The following is a 21,721-nucleotide window of genomic DNA, read 5'->3' as shown; positions in this document are numbered from 1 at the left end:
AACTATTGGTTTCTCTATAATTTTTTTAATTTATAAAATACAAAACAAATGAAAATTGCGCTTTTAGGATATGGTAAAATGGGTCAAGTAATTGAAAGAATCGCGCTGATAAGAGGGCATGAAATCGTTTTGAAAAAAGACGAGCATAATACTTATGAAGGGCTATCAAATGCTGATGTTGCCATTGATTTCAGCATCCCAACTGCAGCTGTAAGCAATATTTCAAATTGTTTTGAAAACAATGTACCAGTAATCTCAGGAACAACTGGATGGTTAGAGCATTATGAAGAAATGGTTGCCTTATGTAATGAAAAAAACGGAGCCTTTCTATCTAGTTCAAACTTTAGTCTGGGTGTAAATATTTTCTTTGAACTCAATGAATATCTGGCCAAAATGATGGCGAAATTAGACAGCTACAGCATTGAGATGGAGGAAATTCACCATACTCAAAAACTAGATGCCCCAAGTGGAACTGCAATCTCTTTAGCCAAAGGCGTTATTGAAAACAGTAATTACACCAACTGGACATTAGAAACTCCTGAAGCTAACGAAATTCATATTGAAGCGAAACGAATTGGAACTGTTCCGGGCACACATACCGTGACTTACAATTCCGTTGTTGACAGTGTAGAAATAAAACATACCGCACATAGCCGTGAAGGCTTTGCACTTGGAGCCGTTATCGCTGCCGAATGGATTTTTGGTAAAAAAGGAGTCTTCTCGATGAAAGATGTTCTGGATTTAAAATAAACGTATTATATCTATTTTTAGAGGTTAGCTATTTCGAGAAAAACTACCTTAAAAATTAAACTTTAAATAAAAAATTATGACACTATATCATTGGTTTGTGTTTTTCTTATTCATCCAAATTGTTCACTTTTTAGGAACATGGAAGTTATATGAGGCTGCAGGAAGAAAACGTTGGGAAGCTGGAATACCAGTTTACAATGCTATCGTTTTGATGAAAATCATTGGCCGCCCAACTTGGTGGACTATATTACTTTTCATACCCATTATTAACTTAATCATGTTTCCAATTATTTGGGTTGAAACATTAAGAAGTTTTGGAAAATGCTCTACTCTAGATTCTTTTTTAGGAATAATAACTTTTGGATTATACATTTACTATATTAATTACACCCAAAAATTAAATTATGTATCTGACAAAAGCACAACTTCTGAAAACAAAACAACTGATACATTAAGTTCTTTACTTTTTGCCATTATAGTAGCGACTTTAGTACATACTTATTTTGTTCAACCTTATACGATCCCAACTTCTTCCTTAGAAAAATCGTTATTAGTAGGTGATTTTCTATTTGTAAGTAAAGTAAATTACGGGGCACGGATCCCTATGACTACCGTAGCATTACCAATGGTTCATGATTCCATACCTTTTATTAAAACCAAATCATACCTTAATTGGCCACAATTGCCTTATTTAAGATTACCCGGTATAGAGAAGATCAATCGTACGGATATCGTGGTTTTTAACTGGCCAGTAGATACGGTTCATTATTTCTTTGAAGCTAAAGGAAAACCTGGAGTTATCAAACCAATTGATAAAAAATCAAATTATGTAAAACGATGTGTGGGAGTACCTGGCGATAGTTTATCTATCAAAGATGGAATTGTCTACATCGATGGTAAAATCTTGCAATTACCTGAACGTGCTAAACCTCAATTTTCATATACTGTAGCATTAGATGGAAAAACACCCATTGATTTTGAATATTTACTTAAGGATCTTGATATTACGGATGCTGTTTATTTTAAAAATAACGAAACAAAAGATACACTACTTTTCAGAGCACTTACTGCTGCAGGAGCGGAAAGATTAAAAAATGTTCCTGGAATAACTTCAGTAATCAGGGAAATTTCTAGAACTCCAGAAGCTGCTATATTCCCTCAAAACACCAAATGGAATCAAGATAATTTTGGTCCAATTTATATTCCACAAAAAGGAAAAACAGTTGCACTTACAGTGGAGTCATTGCCTTTTTACAAAAGAATCATTACGGACTATGAATTGAAGAATGATAATGGTGAAAAAAATGACCTTAAGGTAACAGGAAATGAAATTCGATTGAATGGCGAAGTTGTAAAAGACTATACTTTCAAACAAAACTATTACTGGATGATGGGAGACAACCGCCACAACTCTGAAGATAGCCGTTATTGGGGATTTGTTCCAGAAAATCACATTGTAGGTAAACCTATATTCATCTGGATGAGTTGGGATACCAATGGAAAAGGATTGAACAAAGTTCGTTGGGATAGAGTCTTTACAACCGTAAACGGGGAAGGACAACCACAGTCATATTTTAAATATTTCTTAATTGCACTAGCTGCTTTCTTCGCTGGTGAATATTTTTGGAAAAAAAGAAAAGAGAATAAAAATTAGTCAAAAGTTTCAAAGTCGGAAGTCATAAAATACTCTTTTAAGAGCAACTTTATGACTTCCGACTTTATTACTTTATAACTTTAGACAAATATGAACACTTTACTGTACCCAACCTATTTTCCTTCAATTAGCCATTTTGCAGCGATGCTTCAGGCAGAGAAAATCACGTTTGAAATTGAAGATAATTTCCAAAAGCAAACCAATCGCAACCGAACTTATATCTACAGCCCAAACGGAATTCAACTCTTAAACATTCCCGTTAAGCACTCCAAATTAATCCGCCAGAAAACGAAAGACATTCAAATTGAACCTGAGTTTGATTGGCAAAAACAACACTTCAAATCACTAGAAGCAGCTTATAGAAGTTCCCCTTTCTTTGAATTTTTTGAAGATGATATTCGTGTTATTTTCGAAAAAAAATACAAATACTTAATGGATTTAAATTTTGAAACCATAGCTGTTGTTTCGAAATGTTTGCGAATGAAATTAGAATTTGATACTACTACTGAATACTTTCATGAAGTAGATACCAGCATTATAAAAGACTTTAGATTTTTGGTAGAAGGGAAAAAAGACGTTTCTTCTTTTGAAAAGTATCCGCAGGTTTTTGATGACAAATATGACTTTATCAATAACCTAAGTATTCTTGACTTGTTATTCAATGAGGGTAAATTCACTACTGACTATTTAAAAGCCCAAACTATTATACTCCAATAAAAGAACTATTACAAAGATAGTTTGACCATAATAGGATAATGATCTGAATTATCAAAATCAGAGAAGCTTTCAAATTTCTTAACTATCATTTTTTCATCGGCAAAAATATAATCAATTCTCGCAGGATAATACCTGAATTTATACGTTTGCCCAAAACCAGTACCTGCTTCCTCAAAACTATCTTTAAGCGTTCCTTTAATGTTTCTATACACATAAGAAAAAGCACTGTTATTCATATCTCCACAGATAATTATAGGATACTCACATTGTTTCTTATGCTCTTTTAAAATCTCTGCTTGTTGTTGTTGCTGTTTAAACGCCTTACTGATTCTTATCAATAACATTTGTGACTTATCCTGATTTATCACATTTATATTTTCAGAAATTTCGTTAACATCTGGTGTGATTTTTATAGATTGAAGATGCATGTTATAGACTCGAATAATATCCTTACCCTTTTTTATGTCAGCATAAATTACATTATTATTCGAATTAGGAAATACAATATCGCCTTGATTAATAATGGGAAATTTAGAAAAAATCGCCTGCCCCGTTTTAATTTTATTGCCCTCCATAAAAATATATTTATAGCGGTACACTTTCAAGTCAATATTTGCCGAAGAAGAAAATTCTTGAATACACAGAATATCTGGGTTTTTTTCATTGATAAAAGTCAAAATATCACCAGGAACATCTTCTTTATCTATCCACTTGAATAAATTAAATAAACGAACATTATAGCTCATTACTTTAAAGTCTTTGTCATCTTCAGGATACGCTTTAGAAGAAAATTTATAAAATTTATTAATAAACGTGATCCCCATCAAAAGTACTAATCCAGACAAAATCATTCTTTTTTTGAATTGGAGCCCCCAATACATAAAAAATAATCCATTCAATATAAAAAACATTGGCATGAAAAGTGTCAAAACAGACAAAATCGGAAACAGCTTTGGCGCTAAAAAAGGCAAAACATAGGCCACAAAGGTGACTATTGTCAGAACAATATTTAAAAAAAACATTCCTTTATTGAACCATGAAAGGTTTTTCATATTGGTATTTATTCAGTTAATTACTTTGCTAAATTAATAACGCAAAATTGCTTCTTTTATTTACGAAAAATACTATAAAAGTACTACTTCCCTGCTTTGAACAGAAATTCTTTTTCTTCTTTTGTCAAACTATCATATCCAGACTGACTGATTTTATCCAAAATTTCATCAATTTGTTGTTGCGCTTTATCTTTTGTCATAATTCTAGAAGCAGTCGTACCTACAGGCTTAGTATAGTTTTTATGTACTTTTTTGAAAGGTGTTTTGGGTGACACCTTAAATAAATTAGTAAAAAAATCAATGATTCTACTTACAATCGTACTCAAATCAGTTCCGTTTTGAAGTAGTTTTATAAAGACAAAACCGAACAGTGCCCCAGCTAAATGCGAGATATGACCACCGGTATTATCTAAACGAAATTGCATGAGATCAAGTATAAGAATAACAGCAGTAATGTGCCACAATTTTACATTTCCAATCAAAAGCAAACGCACATTCATTAAAGGCTGATAGGTTGTCACAGCAACCAAAATACCCATAATAGCAGCTGATGCACCTACAATTGAGGCACTAATTCCAAGTAAATAATAGCCTAAGACAAAGGAAAACCCTGCAAATATGGCGCTTAAAATATAAACTCCTAAATATTGTTTTTGGGTAAAAAAAGTTAAAAATAAAGTACTTGAAAAATTCAACACCATCATATTAAAAACCAAATGCCAGAAACCATCATGAAAAAAAGCATAGGTTAGGAATGTCCACGGTTTGAATAAAAAGTTAGAAGAGTCTGTAGACAAAGCGATCCAAGTTGGAAAATTAAATACCCCTCCTTTAAATTCATAAAAAAAAAGTAATGAAACTAAAAAACAACCTACATTCCAATAGATTAATCTATTAGCTATACCTCCTAATTTGTATTGAATTTTTAAGTCGTCTAGAATATTCATTTTTTATATTTAGAATTTACAAATAACCCCTATTAATTCCAACGATTGCCATCAAACTGATTTTTTTTCCAATACCATGAAATCAAAAACCCAAATAAAGCACCACCAACATGCGCAAAATGGGCGATTCCTGGCCCACCACTTCCAAAAATAGATTGTCCAGAAACCCCTAAATACAAATCTACTAAAACTAATCCTGGAACAAAATACTTTGCTTTAATTGGTATAGGAATAAACATCAAAGCCAACTCTGCATTAGGAAACATAAATGCAAAAGCGACAATAACACCGTAAATAGCTCCAGAAGCCCCAACTACAGTCCCCATATAGGCACTAGTGAAATTTTGAAATTCCGATGGAGACAACAATTGTTGCCATTGTGTATTAATTTTCCCTTCATTTAAAAGTTGTAATACTTCCACTTTAGAAAAACCATTAGCCATTAATGTATTCATTCCCTCTTGAAAATAATAATAGTTTATTCCCGTATGCAATAGTGCCGCTCCTAAGCCGCAAGAGAAATAAAAGAATAGAAACTTCTTACCTCCCCAATAATGCTCCAAAGCCGAACCAAAAGAATATAATGCAAACATGTTGAAGAAAATATGCATAAATCCTCCATGCATAAACATATGCGTGATAGGTTGCCAAAATTGAAAATTAGTGTTTTCCGGGAAATACATCGCCAACATTTGGTAAGCAGCGTCTCCAACAATTTGTGTTCCTATAAAAAATAGGATATTAATTATAATTAATTGTTTTACCGTTTCGGTTACATTTCTCATAGTGCAAATTTTTTATCTAAATCTTCCACACGCATCGTGATGAAAGTCGGTTTTTGAAAAGGGGAAACATTGGGATCTTTACAGGCAAAAAGACCGTTAACCAAGTTTTCTTGTTCTTTTATTGTTAAAGTAGTCCCTGTTTTCACAGCCAAACTTTTGGCCATTGATTTTGCTATTGTATCATTCTGGCTAAAGCTACTTTCAGGAATTCCATCCTGTAAATCACTTAATAATTGTTCTAACACCATCGAAACCTCACTTTCAGTCACATTGACTGGAATTCCAGAAATAACCACATGATCTGAATTTGTTTCTTCAAAAACAAAACCGGTATTAACCAGAGAAAGTTTTAATTCTTCAATTAGATCCATCTCAGTGGACGAAAAAAACAAATCCAATGGAAATAATAATTGCTGGCTTGATGCTTGATGAACTGTCATATTTGTCAAAAACTGCTCATACAAAACACGTTGATGTGCACGCTGTTGATCTACAATAACCATTCCTGATTTTATAGGCGAAACAATATATTTTTTATGAATTTGGTACGAATTATGAACTGCTTGCTCTACCTCTTCGTCATTAAACAAAGACCCTGTGACTTCATCACTTTCAAATGAAAAATCAGTATTACTTGTAAAAACATCAGAATCTTGTTTTAAACCCACATACAAACTTTCCCAATTGGCCGTAGATTCTGGTTTTTTATAACTAGAATAATGTTTATTTACTTTGTCATCCGAAAATGGATTAAAAGTGCTATCAACCTGAATTGTAGGAGTTTCTCCTTTAGCATCTTTATAACTGTAAGGCGTATCCAAGTTCGCATCACGATCAAAATCCAAAACTGGCGCCACATTAAACTGCCCTAAACTGTGTTTAATAGACGCTCGTAAAATGGCATATAAAGCATGTTCATCGTCAAACTTAATCTCGGTTTTTGTAGGATGAATATTGATATCTATCGTATTAGGCGGAACCGTTAAGTATAAAAAATAACTCGGTTGTGCTCCATCTTTTAAAATACCATCGTAGGCAGCCATAACGGCATGATGCAGATAGCCACTTTTTATAAATCGGTCATTAACAAAGAAAAACTGTTCTCCCCTATTCTTTTTAGCAAATTCAGGTTTACTTACAAACCCTTGAATAGTTACGATTTCAGTTTCTTCTTGAACAGGAACTAATTTTTCATTGGTTTTACCCGAAAAAATAGTGACAATTCTTTGTCTTAAACTAGCGGAAGGTAAATTGAACATCTCACTACCATTATGATAAAAAGTAAAATAAATATTGGGATGTGCCAATGCGACACGTTGAAACTCATCAATAATGTGACGGTATTCTACGGTATCTGATTTTAAAAAATTACGACGAGCCGGAATATTAAAAAATAAATTTTTAACCGCAAATGAAGTTCCTTTAGGTAGAACAGCCACTTCTTGTGACATAAATTTACTGCCTTCCACCACAATTTGAGTTCCTAATTCCTGTTGATCTTGCTTGGTTTTCATTTCAACATGCGCAATAGCAGCAATAGAAGCTAATGCTTCACCGCGAAAACCCTTTGTGTGTAATGAAAATAAATCTTCGGCTTGACGGATTTTTGATGTAGCATGACGCTCAAAACACAATCGAGCATCAGTTACATTCATCCCTAAACCGTTGTCAATAACTTGAACCAAAGCTTTACCAGCATCTTTTATGATTAACTTAATATCTGTAGCTCTAGCATCAACCGCGTTTTCGAGTAATTCTTTGACTACTGAAGCCGGTCTTTGCACCACTTCTCCAGCAGCAATTTGGTTCGCAACGTGATCAGGAAGTAATTGGATTATACTCGACATTAATAAATATAAGTTTTAAAGTTTAAGGTTTCCATTATTTAAAACCGTAAGCACAAATTTAATGAATTTCTACTCGGTTTAATAGTCCGTTCCATCATAAATAAAACAAAAAAAACCTATACTATTTTTAGAACAGTATAGGTTTCATAATTAAATATTTACTTTTTTATTCTTCTAGTTTCAACGGCAAATCTTCGATTTGTAATTGACCAGAAGACAGTAATGTTTGTTTCTTATACTCATGCGCCAAAGAGGCTTGTTGACGAATGTAGGCCATTTTAATAGCCGCAATTGCCGCTTCAGTACCTTTGTTTCCGTGAATACCACCACTTCTATCTATTGACTGTTGCATCGTATTATCAGTAAGGACACAAAAAATAACTGGAATATCCGTTTGAACATTCAAATCTTTAATTCCTTGAGTTACGCCCTCACAAACAAAATCAAAATGTTTGGTTTGTCCCTGAATTACACATCCAATAGCGATTACAGCATCTACATTTTGGGTTTGCAACATCTTCTTGCATCCATAAATAAGTTCAAAGCTGCCTGGAACATTCCACCTGATGATATGATTCGCAGGAACTTCATTGTCTAAAAAAGCTTCATGTGCTCCATTATAAAGCCCTTCAGTTATTACTTCATTCCATTCAGCAACAACAACTCCAAAACGAAAATCTTTCGCATTAGGAACTGCATTTTTGTCATAAACGGATAAATTTTTATTTACTGTTGCCATTTGATTGTCAATTTTAATATTATTTTTTTGATTTCAGATGTTAAAGATAGCTTGTTGAATCAACAATCTAAAATCTACAACAAGTAATCTTAAAACTTTTACTATTGAGCCAATCCAATTAAACCATCAACAGAAGCCGCTTCAGGAGATGAATCAAAATTATCTTTAATATCAGTAAAATATTTCAATGCATCTTCTTTTTTTCCTAGAGCCAAAGCTGTTTTTCCAGCTTTCAATAAGAAACGTGGAGTAGTAAAATCATTTTTATTTGCTTCTATTGCTTTAATATAGTTTTCCAAAGCTTCTTTTGGCTGGTTCTTTTGAGAATAAGCATCACCAATTGCTCCTTTTGCCAAAGCTCCCAATACAATATCTTCTGATTTGAATTTACTCAAATAATCAATCGCTTCTGTATATTTACCTGTATTTAAGTACGCCATACCCGCATAGTAATTAGCTAAATTTCCCGCATCAGTTCCTGAATATTCATCAGCAATTTTTAAAAATCCAAATTTACCTTCAGATCCATTCAATGACAACTTATAAAGTGAATCACTTGCAACACCATCTGTAGCTTGTTGGAAATTTTGTTGTGCAACAAACATTTCCTCAGCAGCTTCCGTTTGTTTTGGTTCAGCAATAAATTTTTGATAAACTAAATAACCAATGGTTACCAAAGCGACAGCTCCTACAATTCCAATGATGAATTTTTGGTTTTTGGCAACAAAATCTTCTGTTTTTGAAGCAGTTTCATCTAATGTAGAAAATACACCTGCTGTAACACTGTCTTTTTCATCAACAATTACTTCTTCAACTCCATCTTTTACTTCTTTCTCTTTTGGTGCTTTATATCCTCTTTTACTGTAAGTAGCCATTTAAATTTAATTTAGTGAACCGCAAAAATAAAATTTTTATTCAAACCGACGCAAAAAAAAAGGAATTTTATATTTATAATAAAAAAAATAAGCTTTTATACAAGTACTGCTTCGGTAAAAAGCAAAAACATTTAAAACAGAAAAGCCCTAAATACCCTTTATATCGATATTTTTCAATAATTTGCGCCCACTTTAAAAGTCATTTTAAAAAACAACAAACTCTTCCATACCAGCAAGCTTTAAAAGATGTATTTAAAAAAAATATCCTTATTCAATTACAAAAATTTTTCAGAAGCCAACTTCGAGTTTGACGGTAAAATAATTTGTTTTGTAGGTAAAAACGGTATTGGTAAAACCAATGTATTGGATGCTATCTATCATTTATCGTACGGAAAGAGTTATTTCAATCCTTTGGCTGTCCAAAACATCAAACATGGCGAAGAATTTTTCGTGATTGATGCTGAGTTTATAAAAAATGAACGGTCAGAGCAGGTAGTATGTAGTTTAAAGAAAGGACAGAAAAAAGTATTAAAACGCAATGGCAAGGCTTACGATAAATTTTCAGATCATATTGGATTCATTCCTCTTGTTATAATATCACCCGCCGACAGAGATTTGATTGTAGAAGGAAGTGAAACCAGAAGAAAATTCATGGACAGTGTCATCTCACAATTGGATCCACATTACTTACAGCAGTTAATCCAGTATCAAAAAGTAATGAGTCAACGCAATGCACTATTAAAATATTTCGCACTAAATCATGTTTTTGAAAATGACACTCTCTCTATATATAATGAACAACTCAATGGATATGGTGATTATATTTTTAAAAAGAGAAAAGAGTTTATAGCTGAATTCATCCCTATTTTCAATGCACACCATCATGCGATAACAGGTTCTCAAGAAACAGTACAACTTGTATATGAAAGTCATTTATTCGAAAAAAACTTATTGACTCTTTTACAAGAAAACATTAATAAAGACAGAGCTTTACATTACACAAGTGTTGGGACACATAAAGATGATTTATCCTTTGAAATAGATGGTCATCCCATCAAGAAATTTGGATCTCAAGGCCAACAAAAGTCTTTTCTTATTGCTTTAAAACTAGCTCAATTTGAATTTTTAAAAAAACAAAGTGGGGTAAAACCTATTTTACTATTTGATGATATCTTTGACAAATTAGACGAAAGTCGAGTTGCTAAAATTATTGAAATGGTCAACAGTGAAACCTTCGGACAATTATTTATTTCCGACACCCATCCTGAACGCACCGAAGCTATTGTAAAATCAACGCATCAGTCCTATAAAATATTTAACTTATGATTTGCATTTTATGACCTTCGAATACTTATAATTTACTTAATTTAGCATTTCAATTTTTTAAATACTATTTGTAATGAAATTTTTTCAAATTTTTACTGTACTCGTCTCTTCTATCATTTTATCTTGTAATGGACAAACATCAAAAAATATTAAAAAAATTGATGCTCCAGCTTTTGCAGAAAAAATAAAAACAACAGAAAACCCCCAAATTTTGGATGTACGTACCCCAGAGGAATTTGCATCAGAACATATAGAAAATGCTAAAAACATCAATTGGCTTGGAAATAGTTTCGTCAAAGATGCAGAAAATCTTGACAAAACAAAACCCGTTTTTGTGTATTGTAAAAGTGGTGGAAGAAGTGCAAAAGCAACTGAAAAACTTCAAGAATTAGGCTTTACCAATATATACGAACTCGAAGGAGGTTTTTTAAAATGGGATGCTGCAGGGCTATCGAAACCAACAGATAAAATCGTAGGAATGAGCAGTCAAGAATACAATAAATTATTAAATACGGATAAAAAAGTCTTGATCGATTTCTATGCAGAATGGTGTGCTCCTTGTAAAAAGATGGCTCCTTACCTTTCTAAAATGCAAACCGAAATGAGTGATAAAGTAGTTATCATTCGATTGAATGCGGACGAAAACAAAACGTTAATGCATGAAATGAAAATTGAGGAACTTCCTACCTTACTGCTTTATGAAAATAAAGAACTAAAATGGAAACATGCCGGTTTCATAAGCGAAGATGATTTAAAAAAACAATTATAATAGCCCCAAAATGCTATCAAAAGATACCTTACAATTCCTAGAAGACTTGAAAGCCAATAACAATAGAGATTGGTTCTTGGAAAACAAAAAAAGATACGAAGCAGTCAAAAAAGACTATCAGCAATTCGTTTCTGATTTTCTTGACGTTATGAAACCTTTAGATCCAGCACTAGAGATGCTTGAAGTAAAAAATTGTACCTTTAGAATCAATAGAGACATTCGATTTTCTAAAGACAAAACGCCTTATAAAACACACCTTGGTATTTGGTTACCTTGTGGCAGAATAAAAGGACAAAATAGACCCGGCTACTACGTACACTTAGAAAAAGAAGTAGCATTTATTGCTGGCGGACTGTATTCACCTGAAGCAGAGGAACTAAAAAAAATACGCAAAGAAATTGCATTCTTTTATGAGGATTTAGAAGAAGTTCTTAATGAAAGTGAATTCAAAAAAACCTTTGTAGATTTTGACAGAAACGAAAGAAGCACTTTAAAAAACCCTCCTCGAGGCTATGAAAAAGAACATCCTGCAATTGAATTATTAAAACTAAAAAGTTTTGAAGCTTCTCATAAAATTAACTACGAGGATATTACAAAAAAAGATTTTATTTCTAAAGCGAGTAAAAAATTGATCCTACTAAAACCATTAAACGAATTCATAGGTAGAGCTTTATCTACAGATGAATTTTAAGTATCTAGATGAAAAAAAGGAAAATACTTTTTCTTGGAGAAACCTATAGAGCCGATGCCATTACTTGGACAAATGGCCTAAAAGATTTTGGAGATTTTGAAATTGTCAGCTGGGAACTAAAAACACCTTGTGGGACTTTCATGAACCGAATCCTGCGTATTTTCGAATTTCAATTTTCTATATTTAAAATAAAAAAAATTATTAAGGCCGAACAACCGGACATGGTTATTGCCGAAAGAACCACAAGCTATGGCTTTCTAGCAGCCTTATGCGGAGTACAACCAGTAGTAATCGCACAACAAGGACGCACTGATTTATGGCCTGAAAACTCCCCTTTATATCCTTTCAAAAAAGCAATACAAAACTATGCCTTTAAAAAAGCTACTCTTATCCATGCTTGGGGACCTGCAATGACGGTTTCCATGATCGAAGCCAATGTAGACATGGATAAAGTAATGATACTACCAAAAGGAATTGATTTAAAGAAATTTGGAAATAAAAATACTGCGAAAAGCAACACAATATGCGCTATCGTTACGCGTTCACTGCTACCTGAATACCGTCATGATATTGTTTTAAAAGCTTTTGCTATTTTAAACCAAAAAGGAATCAACTTCGTACTTACTATAGTAGGAGATGGAACTGAACTTCATGGATTGAAAAAATTAGCAAAAAAATTAAATATTGAAAACAAAGTTCGATTTATGGGAAGAATTCCAAATACTGAATTACCAAAATTATTACAAGATTCTAATGTTTACATAAGCATGCCTACAACCGAAGGAGTATCGGCCTCATTATTTGAAGCAATGGCAACACTTTGCTACCCTATTGTAACAGATATTGCGGGTAACCAAAGCTGGATACAACATCGTAAAAATGGCCAACTTATAACTGTTGATGATTACAAAATGCTTGCCGAAGAATTAATATGGTCTTTTAAAAACGAGGAACATCGAAATAAAGCCATAGTAAGCAATCGGAAATTTATCGAAGAACATGCTGATTACAATACCAATATGGCTATCATAGCTAGCAAATACCATGAATTAATAAATACCGCAAAAAATAATTAGCTATGTGTGGAATTAACGGGATCTTTCATTTACAATCCCAAAGAAAAATAGACAGTCTCATTCTTACAAAAATGCGCGACGCATTAGAACATCGTGGTCCAGATGATAAAGGTATTTTCGTGGAAAATAATATCGGACTAGGACATCGACGCTTATCAATATTAGATGTTTCTGCTGCAGGACATCAACCCTTTTTATCCGATGACGAACGGTTTGTCATGGTGTACAATGGTGAAATTTACAATTTTAAAGAATTTTATCCTGAGTTAAAGAGCAACGGTTTTGATATAAAAACAGGATCAGACACAGAAGTTCTGTTAAAACTATTCCAATTGCATGGTTCAAAAATGCTTCATCGCTTAAACGGGATGTTTGCATTTGCTATTTGGGATAAATTAAAAAAGCAATTAACAGTTGTACGAGATCGAATGGGTGTTAAGCCATTATACTGTTCTTTTTACAATGAGAGTTTTTATTTTGCATCCGAACAAAAAGCACTTTTCACTGCTGGACTGCCTCTAAAAGTAGCGCAAGATGGACTTGAAGAATATATTTTTAACCGCTTTGTAGCTGGTGACAATACCTTATATGAAAATATAAAAAAGGTTTTACCAGGGCATATAATGACTATCCACGAAGGTGGAAAAGTAGTCAACGAAAAATGGTGGGATTTAAAAACTGAGATTCAAAACCATCCTAGAATTGAAAATCCTATTGAATGGTTTAGAGAAACTTTTGATGATTCTGTAAAATTAAGGATGGTAAGTGATGTTCCTGTTGGAATTTTACTTAGCGGAGGACTTGATTCTTCCTCTATACTTGCGTCATTACACGAACAAAAATATAAAAACATACAAACTTTTAACATCGGATTTAAAGAGGAAGAGCACAACGAATCTCATTTAGCCAAAATGTTAACTGAAAAGTTCGATTACCGTTTTAACACCTTAAAACTGGAAGATCAAGACTTATATGAAAACCTAGTTAAAGCTACTTATTTTCAAGACGAACCCATAATGCACCTAAACGAACCGCATCTTTTGGCTATTTCTGAATTAGCAAAACCAAAGGTAAAAGTATTGCTCTCTGGTGAAGGAGCCGACGAATTAATGGGAGGTTATGTACGTTACAAAGCATTACAATTTCCAAGCATACTAAGTTCAATTTCAAGTATAGGAAGTCTAGGCGGGTTTGAAAAAAAACCACGGTACGAAAAACTAATTCGATATGCTAAAATCAGCAAAAAACAAGATCTGATTATGTATAATAGTTGCAATATCTATCCTGAAGATATTTCGAAAGTGTATGGTATTCACAACGAGCCCAAAAACGAATTCAGACGTAAAACGTACAAAGAAGCAAAAGAATTATATCCCGACAATTTAAGACGACAAGCGCTTTATTTTGACCAACAAACCTATTTGCGTTCTTTATTATATAGAAACGATCGCGCCACTATGGGCGCTTCCATTGAATGTAGAGAACCTTTTCTAGATCAAAGATTGATTGCAGGTTTAGGTTCATTGGATGATAAATGGCTATTTACAGGTAAAAAAGGAAAATTCATTTTAAAAACGGCCATGGAAAATCGATTACCTGAAGCTATTTTAAAATTTAAAAAAGTAGGCCTTAGCGCACCTTGGGGAGATTATTTAGTAAAAAGTCCCGCTTTTAAAGATGAATTAGAATCGTTTTCTAAAAGTGAAATTTTTAAAATGCCTTATTTAGAAAATATAAATAGTGCCAAACTTATTAAGAATTTACAGCAAGGAGACACAAGAATGGTTTCCTACATAATGCCCTTATTTATGATGCACATGTGGATGAAAAGTTATACAACTAAATTTTAATCCTTACTTTTGGTCTCAAATTACAACATTAAAAAAGAAATTTCTTTTATGGAAATACTACATAATTTCTCCCTAAAAAACTACAATACATTTGGTATAGAAGCCAGTGCAAAACAATTTGTCAACGTACAAAATGTTACTGACCTTACATCTATTTTAAAACAAAATAAAACCGCAAAAAAATTCATACTTGGTGGCGGAAGCAACATGTTGTTAACACAAAACATCAATGCACTAGTACTTCACATTGATTTAAAAGGAAAAAGAATAATCCAGGAAAACGATGATTTTGTTTGGGTGGAAAGTCAAGCTGGAGAGAACTGGCATGAATTTGTATTATGGACTATTGCACAAAATTTTGGCGGACTTGAAAACATGTCCTTAATTCCCGGTAATGTAGGAACAACACCTATCCAAAACATTGGTGCCTATGGAACCGAAATCAAGGACACCTTTGTTTCTTGTAAAGCGATTACGATTGAAAATCAAGAAATAAAAAAATTTACAAAAGAGGAATGTCATTTTGGATACCGTGAAAGCATTTTTAAAAATGTCGCCAAAGATCAATACATCATTACATCTGTAGTATTTAAACTGACCAAACGCAATCATAAAATCAACACTTCTTATGGTGACATTTTGGGAGAATTAGAAAAAAACAACATCACTAACCCCTCATTAAAAGACGTTAGTAATGCGGTAATTGCAATTCGACAAAGTAAATTACCGGATCCAAAAGAACTAGGAAATAGCGGAAGTTTTTTTAAAAATCCAATTCTTTTAAAAACAGATTTCGAGAAAATACATCAACAATTTCCCGAAATGAAATATTACGAAGTCTCTGAAACGGAAGTTAAAGTACCTGCAGGATGGCTTATTGAACAAGCTGGCTTTAAAGGGAAACGTTTTGGTGATGCCGGAATTCATAAGAACCAAGCACTGGTATTAGTCAATTATGGCAATGCCACTGGACAAGAAATTCTAGCAGTATCAAAGACCATTCAAGATACTATTTTTAAGACTTTTGGTATTCATATTGAAGCCGAAGTAAACGTTATTTAGTTTTTATTAAGCATTAATACTAGTTACAAAATGTACACTCCTGATATTTATAAAAATGAGAATCAAGAAGAAATCAAGCAATTTCTTCAAGAAAATAGTTTTGGTATTCTAATCAATCAAACAAACGGGAAACTATGTGCTACTCATATTCCTCTAGAGCTCGATATCAATAAAGACGGAAAACAAATTTTGCACGGGCACATTGCCAAAGAGAACCCGCAATGGAAAGGATTTGAAGAAAACGATAGTGTTTTAGCTGTTTTTTCGGGACCACACAGTTACATTTCCTCATCGTGGTATGACCATGAAAACGTTCCGACTTGGAACTATCTAGCCGTACATGTATATGGGAAAATTAAGATAGTTGAAGGAGAAGAAGCTATAAACTCTTTAAAAAAACTAGTTGACAAATACGAGAAAAACTCAGAAAACCCCATTAGAGTAGAGGACTTATCTTCAAAAACAATGAGGCAAGTCCGCGGGATTGTAGCTTTTGAGATAGAAGTTACAGCAATTGAAGCTACCAAAAAACTATCTCAAAACCGTGATGAAAAAAACTACGAAAACATCATTACAGAGTTAGAAAAAACACAAAATAGAGATTCTATTTCAATAGCAAATGAAATGAAGAAATGCCCTAGATAAATTCTTTTAAAATTCAATAATTTAAAATTAAGAATTCATAATTCTATTCATACCTTTGCACACGATTTAAATAACTCATTAAACTCTGATGCTTATACTGATTCTTTACTTTTTTATTGTTATTGTCGCTATTCAACTTTCGTATTATTTGGGTGTTTTTGGGAAATTTGCTTTTGCAAAAGCGCAAAAAATAACACCTAAAAGAATTCCGATTTCGGTAATTGTTTGTGCCAAAAATGAAGAAGAACATGTAGCGAAATTTATTCCGTTACTAGCAGAACAAAACTATCCTGATTTTGAGATCGTCTTAATAGATGATGCCTCTAGTGATGGTACTTTGGAGCTCTTTGAAGCTTTTGAGAAAGAATATTCTAATATTCGCTTGGTAAAAGTAGAAAACAACGAAGCTTTCTGGGGTAATAAAAAATACGCCCTAACACTGGGTATAAAAGCGGCCAAAAAAGACTATTTGCTTTTTACGGATGCCGATTGTTATCCAACATCGAAAGAATGGATCACTGCAATGAGTTCCCAATTCACTATGCAAAAAACAATTGTTTTAGGGTATGGCGGATATGAAAAAATCACTAATTCATTACTTAATAAAATAATCCGTTTTGAAACGCTACTTACTGCTATTCAATACTTTTCCTGGGCAAAAATCGGACATCCCTATATGGGCGTTGGTAGAAACCTTGCGTATAAAAAGGAGGAGTTTTTTAATGTAAATGGCTTTATTAATCACATTCAAGTTCGTTCTGGAGATGACGATTTATTTATTAATGAAGCGGCCACCTCTAAAAACACAACAATTGCTTACACACCAGAAAGCTTCACTTATTCTAAACCAAAAACGTCCTATAAAGATTGGTTAATCCAAAAAAGAAGACACATCGCCACAGCCAGTCATTATAAAAAGATAGACCAGTTGCAGCTAGGTGCATTTTATTGTTCCCAATTATTATTTATCATTTTACCAATTATATTGTTGAGTTTCCAGTTCCAGTGTATATTAGTATTAGCATTATTATTCATAAGATATTTATGTGCTTGGATCGTTGTGGGATTTTCAGCAGGAAAATTAAAAGAAAAAGATTTAAAATATTGGTTCCCAGTCGTTGAAATACTACTTATATTCACGCAGATTAATATTTTTATATCTAATATTGTATCAAAACCAGTAAATTGGAAATAACAAATCAAATAGAGAAAGCCAAAAAAGGAGATCAAGCTGCCTTTACCTTTCTTTTGAATCACTATTGGAATGAAGTATATGGTTTCATGCTTAAGCGCACCGAAAATGAAACCAATGCTGAGGATATTACTATTGAAACCTTCTCTAAAGCATTTGACAAAATAGCGTCTTACAATCCAGAATTTCAGTTTAACACCTGGTTAATTAGCATTGCTAAAAATGTACATATTGATTTATTACGCAAAAAGAAATCTAGTCTTTTTGTAGAGATCACTGACAAAGAAGATCAGAAAGCTTACAATATAGCAGATACTACCCCATCTGCTGAAGATGAATTGATTACAGAGCAAAATCTTTCTCGCTTATTGCAATTCATCAAAGAATTAAAACCTCACTATCAAGAGGTAATTCAGTTGCGTTATTTTCAAGAAATGAGTTATCAAGAAATTGCCAATGCAATTGACGAGCCATTAAGTAATGTAAAAGTAAAATTGCTTCGCGCCAAAAAATTATTGGCCGAGATTATCAGGGACAAAAGATAATTAATTTTCTATTTTTAGTTAAAAAAATAAACAAATAAAAATTACTTAAGATTATCATTGTTTATTTTTTTTAAATATTAACTTTTTTAAACAATAAATTTCCTACCGTTTTCGTTCTGTTAATAAACACCATATGCTTATGATTTAAATGCTACCTAACCATTAAATCCATAAATTATGTCAAAACAAAGCCTTTACGAAGCCAACTGGATTAATCTAGTTTTCGAAAACAGAAACAAAGAATATGGTGCGTATCAACTGCGTAAGGAAAATGCCAAAACTTCTATATTGGCGCTTTTTATGGGAGTACTACTTTGCGCTTCACTTATCAGCATACCCCGAGTTTTAAGTTTTTTTAATCTAATTACTACTGCAACAACAACAATTATTGAACCCATAGACGAAATCATTCAACTAACAACGGTACAGCCACAAATAAAAAAACAGGAAGAAAAGATTCTACCTAAAACTCTTACCCAAAAGCCATTAGAATCCATTGACAAAAAACAACTCACAAATCCTATTATAGTTAAAGCACCGCTTGCCACCCCAGATCTTGCTACAACTGTTGAAAGCACTACAATAATTAAAAACACAACTGATGGAACTGGAACTATTGGTACTAGCACAACTCCTTCTCAAGGAAATAGCACCGTAATCAGTGCACCGGTAGATTATGGTGACACTGTAGTAACAACTGCAATTCTAGATAAAATGCCTGAATTTCCAGGTGGAATAAATAAATTCTACAATTATATAGGTAAGAATTTTGAAAGTCCAGAGGTAAATGGAGAAAGTAGCATTCGGATTTATGTTTCATTCGTAGTTGAAAAAGATGGTAGTATGTCTAATATTCAAGTAAAAAACGAGCCAGGTTATGGATTAGGTAGAGAAGCAATACGCGTTTTAAAATCAATGAGAACCAAATGGTCTCCAGGCATGATCAATTCAAAAGCCGTTAGAACCTCTTACAATCTACCCATTACCGTGCAAATGCATTAAATCCATTTAGAAAGCAGAACTAATACGTTCTGCTTTTTTTATTATATAAATAATAGTCAAGCAACTACATCCCTAGCCCAGATAGAAGCGTTATCCTTTTATAAAGGGTACTGTTTTTTAATAGTGCCCTTTATAAAAGATTTAGCGGATAGCTGGAAATAGCTCCTAAAAAACAAAACCTTTTAAAAAAAACTTTCGGTAAGCTTCACAGTTTAAACAGTCTATTTTAAAACAACATTCCTTATCTTTGTACTTTGAAAATTGATTTATGGAAACTGTTTTAGATAATTCTTTACCGACTGCTAAACCAAAATGGCTGAAGGTAAAGTTACCAATAGGAAAAAAATATACTGAGCTTCGAGGCTTAGTTGATAAATATAGTTTAAACACCATTTGCACATCAGGAAGCTGCCCAAATATGGGTGAATGTTGGGGTGAAGGGACTGCTACATTTATGATTTTAGGAAATACCTGTACGCGTTCTTGCGGATTTTGTGGTGTAAAAACTGGAAGACCTGAAACGGTGGACTGGGATGAACCAGAGAAAGTAGCTCGTTCTATAAAAATCATGAACATCAAGCATGCTGTAATTACAAGTGTTGATCGAGACGATTTAAAAGATGGTGGATCTATCATTTGGATAGAAACAGTAAAAGCCATTCGTAGAATGAACCCTAATACGACTTTAGAAACTTTGATTCCTGATTTTCAAGGTATCGAAAGAAATATTGACCGTATTGTCGAGGCCAATCCTGAAGTGGTTTCTCACAACGTAGAAACGGTACGCAGATTGACTCGTGAAGTGCGTATTCAAGCAAAATACGACAGAAGCTTAGAAGTATTGAGATACTTAAAAGAAAAAGGAATAAATAGAACGAAGTCGGGAATTATGTTAGGACTTGGAGAGCAAGAAGAGGAAGTTTTTCAAACCATGAGAGACCTTCGCGCTGCAAATGTTGATGTAGTAACAATAGGTCAATACTTACAACCGAGTAAAAAACACTTGCCAGTTAAAGAATTCATAACTCCGGATCAATTTGCTATTTATGAAAAATTTGGTTTGGAATTAGGTTTCCGACATGTTGAAAGTGGACCACTTGTACGTTCATCATATAAAGCACAGAAACATATTTTATAAGTAGTTGATTTGTTTAATCGGTTAATCGGTTAACCAAATAAACGATTAAACGAATACATTTGAAAACAAGAATTGCCATCAATGGTTTTGGAAGAATTGGGCGAAATTTATTTCGCTTGCTTTTAAACCACCCCTCTATTGAAGTTGTAGCAATAAATGATATTGCAGATACAAAAACAATGGCGCATTTATTAAAATATGATAGTATTCACGGAGTTTTGCCTAACATTGTAAGTGCTGATGAAAAAGGAATTACAGTTGACACTAAGCATTTTTTATTTTTTCATGAGAAAAACATTTCAAATTTAGATTGGAAAAATATAGGCATTGATTATGTTATAGAATCTACGGGTAAATATAAAACGCACGAAGAGCTGAACAGACATATTATTGCTGGTGCAAAAAAGGTGATTCTATCCGCTCCGTCAGAAGTAGATACTATCAAAACAGTAGTTCTAGGAGTAAATGAAAATATTCTTGATGGAACTGAAACCATTATTTCGAATGCAAGTTGCACAACAAATAATGCAGCACCAATGATTAAAATAATAAATGAACTTTGTGGTATTGAACAAGCTTACATCACCACAATTCATTCCTATACAACAGACCAGAGTTTGCACGATCAGCCCCATAAAGATCTACGCAGAGCTCGTGGCGCAAGTCAATCCATTGTACCTACAACAACTGGAGCGGCAAAGGCATTAACGAAAATTTTTCCTTTATTAGAAGGTAAAATTGGAGGGTGTGGTATTCGTGTCCCTGTACCGGATGGCTCATTGACCGACATCACATTTAATGTAAAACGTGCCGTAACAATAAGCGAAATCAATGAAGCTTTTAAATTGGCCGCTCAAGGTGACTTTAAAGGGATCATGGATTATACTGAAGACCCAATTGTTTCAGTTGATATAATTGGAAATAAAAACTCATGCCTTTTTGATGCGCAGTTAACCTCTGTAATTGATAAAATGGTAAAAGTAGTAGGTTGGTATGATAATGAAATTGGATATTCATCTCGAATAATTGATTTAATATTATACACTAAAAACTAATTCG

The 21,721-nt window shown here is 33.1% G+C and carries 21 protein-coding genes; 15 read left to right on the top strand and 6 right to left on the bottom strand.

Annotated elements, in window-relative coordinates; translation table 11 throughout:
• Positions 1 to 48: 48 nt before the first annotated feature.
• From dapB to AB3G34_RS01565, 3 genes are all read left to right on the top strand, one after another.
• Complete coding sequence (gene dapB, locus AB3G34_RS01575; protein ID WP_369753250.1) at positions 49 to 750, top strand: 4-hydroxy-tetrahydrodipicolinate reductase; 702 nt, start codon at positions 49 to 51, stop codon at positions 748 to 750.
• Between the two features lie 76 nt (positions 751 to 826).
• Positions 827 to 2,404 (top strand): signal peptidase I, encoded by a 1,578-nt coding sequence (gene lepB / locus AB3G34_RS01570; protein ID WP_369753249.1) that lies wholly within the window; start codon positions 827 to 829, stop codon positions 2,402 to 2,404.
• Between the two features lie 90 nt (positions 2,405 to 2,494).
• A complete protein-coding gene (locus tag AB3G34_RS01565; RefSeq protein ID WP_369753248.1) occupies positions 2,495 to 3,121 on the top strand; it encodes a WbqC family protein in 627 nt (208 codons plus the stop codon).
• A gap of 8 nt (positions 3,122 to 3,129) precedes the next feature.
• On the opposite strand, the gene AB3G34_RS01560 is transcribed toward AB3G34_RS01565, so the two are convergent.
• The 6 genes from AB3G34_RS01560 to AB3G34_RS01535 all read right to left on the bottom strand — a co-directional run bounded on the left by AB3G34_RS01560 (position 3,130) and on the right by AB3G34_RS01535 (position 9,366).
• Entirely contained in the window at positions 3,130 to 4,173 is a 1,044-nt protein-coding gene (locus tag AB3G34_RS01560; protein ID WP_369753247.1) for an endonuclease/exonuclease/phosphatase family protein, read from the bottom strand.
• Positions 4,174 to 4,256: 83 nt separating this feature from the next.
• Positions 4,257 to 5,120, bottom strand: a complete 864-nt coding sequence (locus AB3G34_RS01555; protein WP_369753246.1) for a rhomboid family intramembrane serine protease — start codon at positions 5,118 to 5,120, stop codon at positions 4,257 to 4,259.
• Between the two features lie 32 nt (positions 5,121 to 5,152).
• Entirely contained in the window at positions 5,153 to 5,905 is a 753-nt protein-coding gene (locus AB3G34_RS01550) for a rhomboid family intramembrane serine protease (RefSeq protein WP_369753245.1), read from the bottom strand.
• A complete protein-coding gene (mutL, locus tag AB3G34_RS01545) occupies positions 5,902 to 7,752 on the bottom strand; it encodes a DNA mismatch repair endonuclease MutL (protein WP_367757538.1) in 1,851 nt (616 codons plus the stop codon). The genes AB3G34_RS01550 and mutL overlap by 4 nt, the downstream gene beginning before the upstream one ends.
• 166 nt (positions 7,753 to 7,918) lie before the next feature.
• Entirely contained in the window at positions 7,919 to 8,491 is a 573-nt protein-coding gene (ribH, locus tag AB3G34_RS01540) for a 6,7-dimethyl-8-ribityllumazine synthase (RefSeq protein ID WP_367757536.1), read from the bottom strand.
• Between the two features lie 101 nt (positions 8,492 to 8,592).
• Positions 8,593 to 9,366, bottom strand: coding sequence for a tol-pal system YbgF family protein (locus tag AB3G34_RS01535; RefSeq protein WP_367773844.1), 774 nt, complete (start codon positions 9,364 to 9,366; stop codon positions 8,593 to 8,595).
• Positions 9,367 to 9,612: 246 nt separating this feature from the next.
• On the opposite strand from AB3G34_RS01535, the gene AB3G34_RS01530 reads away from it, so the two are divergent.
• The 12 genes from AB3G34_RS01530 (at position 9,613) to gap (ending at position 21,717) form a co-directional block, all read left to right on the top strand.
• Positions 9,613 to 10,692, top strand: coding sequence for a DNA replication/repair protein RecF (locus tag AB3G34_RS01530; RefSeq protein WP_367773842.1), 1,080 nt, complete (start codon positions 9,613 to 9,615; stop codon positions 10,690 to 10,692).
• A gap of 73 nt (positions 10,693 to 10,765) precedes the next feature.
• Complete coding sequence (locus AB3G34_RS01525) at positions 10,766 to 11,461, top strand: thioredoxin domain-containing protein (protein ID WP_369753244.1); 696 nt, start codon at positions 10,766 to 10,768, stop codon at positions 11,459 to 11,461.
• Between the two features lie 10 nt (positions 11,462 to 11,471).
• On the top strand, positions 11,472 to 12,152 hold the full coding sequence (locus AB3G34_RS01520; protein WP_369753243.1) for a DUF2461 domain-containing protein: 681 nt from the start codon (positions 11,472 to 11,474) through the stop codon (positions 12,150 to 12,152).
• Between the two features lie 8 nt (positions 12,153 to 12,160).
• Entirely contained in the window at positions 12,161 to 13,228 is a 1,068-nt protein-coding gene (locus tag AB3G34_RS01515) for a glycosyltransferase (protein WP_369753242.1), read from the top strand.
• 2 nt (positions 13,229 to 13,230) lie between these two features.
• Complete coding sequence (gene asnB / locus AB3G34_RS01510; RefSeq protein WP_369753241.1) at positions 13,231 to 15,078, top strand: asparagine synthase (glutamine-hydrolyzing); 1,848 nt, start codon at positions 13,231 to 13,233, stop codon at positions 15,076 to 15,078.
• Between the two features lie 48 nt (positions 15,079 to 15,126).
• Positions 15,127 to 16,140, top strand: a complete 1,014-nt coding sequence (gene murB, locus AB3G34_RS01505) for a UDP-N-acetylmuramate dehydrogenase (protein ID WP_369753240.1) — start codon at positions 15,127 to 15,129, stop codon at positions 16,138 to 16,140.
• Positions 16,141 to 16,170: 30 nt separating this feature from the next.
• The gene (locus AB3G34_RS01500; protein WP_369753239.1) at positions 16,171 to 16,785 is read left to right on the top strand and encodes an FMN-binding negative transcriptional regulator; all 615 of its coding nucleotides are present in this window, start codon (positions 16,171 to 16,173) and stop codon (positions 16,783 to 16,785) included.
• A gap of 88 nt (positions 16,786 to 16,873) precedes the next feature.
• The gene (locus AB3G34_RS01495) at positions 16,874 to 17,980 is read left to right on the top strand and encodes a glycosyltransferase (protein ID WP_369753238.1); all 1,107 of its coding nucleotides are present in this window, start codon (positions 16,874 to 16,876) and stop codon (positions 17,978 to 17,980) included.
• Positions 17,971 to 18,522 (top strand): RNA polymerase sigma factor, encoded by a 552-nt coding sequence (locus AB3G34_RS01490; RefSeq protein ID WP_367757518.1) that lies wholly within the window; start codon positions 17,971 to 17,973, stop codon positions 18,520 to 18,522. The genes AB3G34_RS01495 and AB3G34_RS01490 overlap by 10 nt, the downstream gene beginning before the upstream one ends.
• Positions 18,523 to 18,699: 177 nt before the next feature.
• Complete coding sequence (locus AB3G34_RS01485; protein WP_369753237.1) at positions 18,700 to 19,524, top strand: energy transducer TonB; 825 nt, start codon at positions 18,700 to 18,702, stop codon at positions 19,522 to 19,524.
• A gap of 268 nt (positions 19,525 to 19,792) precedes the next feature.
• On the top strand, positions 19,793 to 20,662 hold the full coding sequence (lipA, locus tag AB3G34_RS01480; protein WP_367773823.1) for a lipoyl synthase: 870 nt from the start codon (positions 19,793 to 19,795) through the stop codon (positions 20,660 to 20,662).
• A 59-nt stretch (positions 20,663 to 20,721) separates the two neighbouring features.
• Positions 20,722 to 21,717, top strand: coding sequence for a type I glyceraldehyde-3-phosphate dehydrogenase (gene gap / locus AB3G34_RS01475; protein WP_367773821.1), 996 nt, complete (start codon positions 20,722 to 20,724; stop codon positions 21,715 to 21,717).
• Positions 21,718 to 21,721: the final 4 nt, after the last annotated feature.

The organism is Flavobacterium sp. WC2409, from assembly GCF_041200085.1.
Taxonomy (GTDB): domain Bacteria; phylum Bacteroidota; class Bacteroidia; order Flavobacteriales; family Flavobacteriaceae; genus Flavobacterium.
The sequence above is the reverse complement of the archived record's forward strand: the minus strand, read 5'-3'. Positions and strand labels throughout refer to the sequence as shown.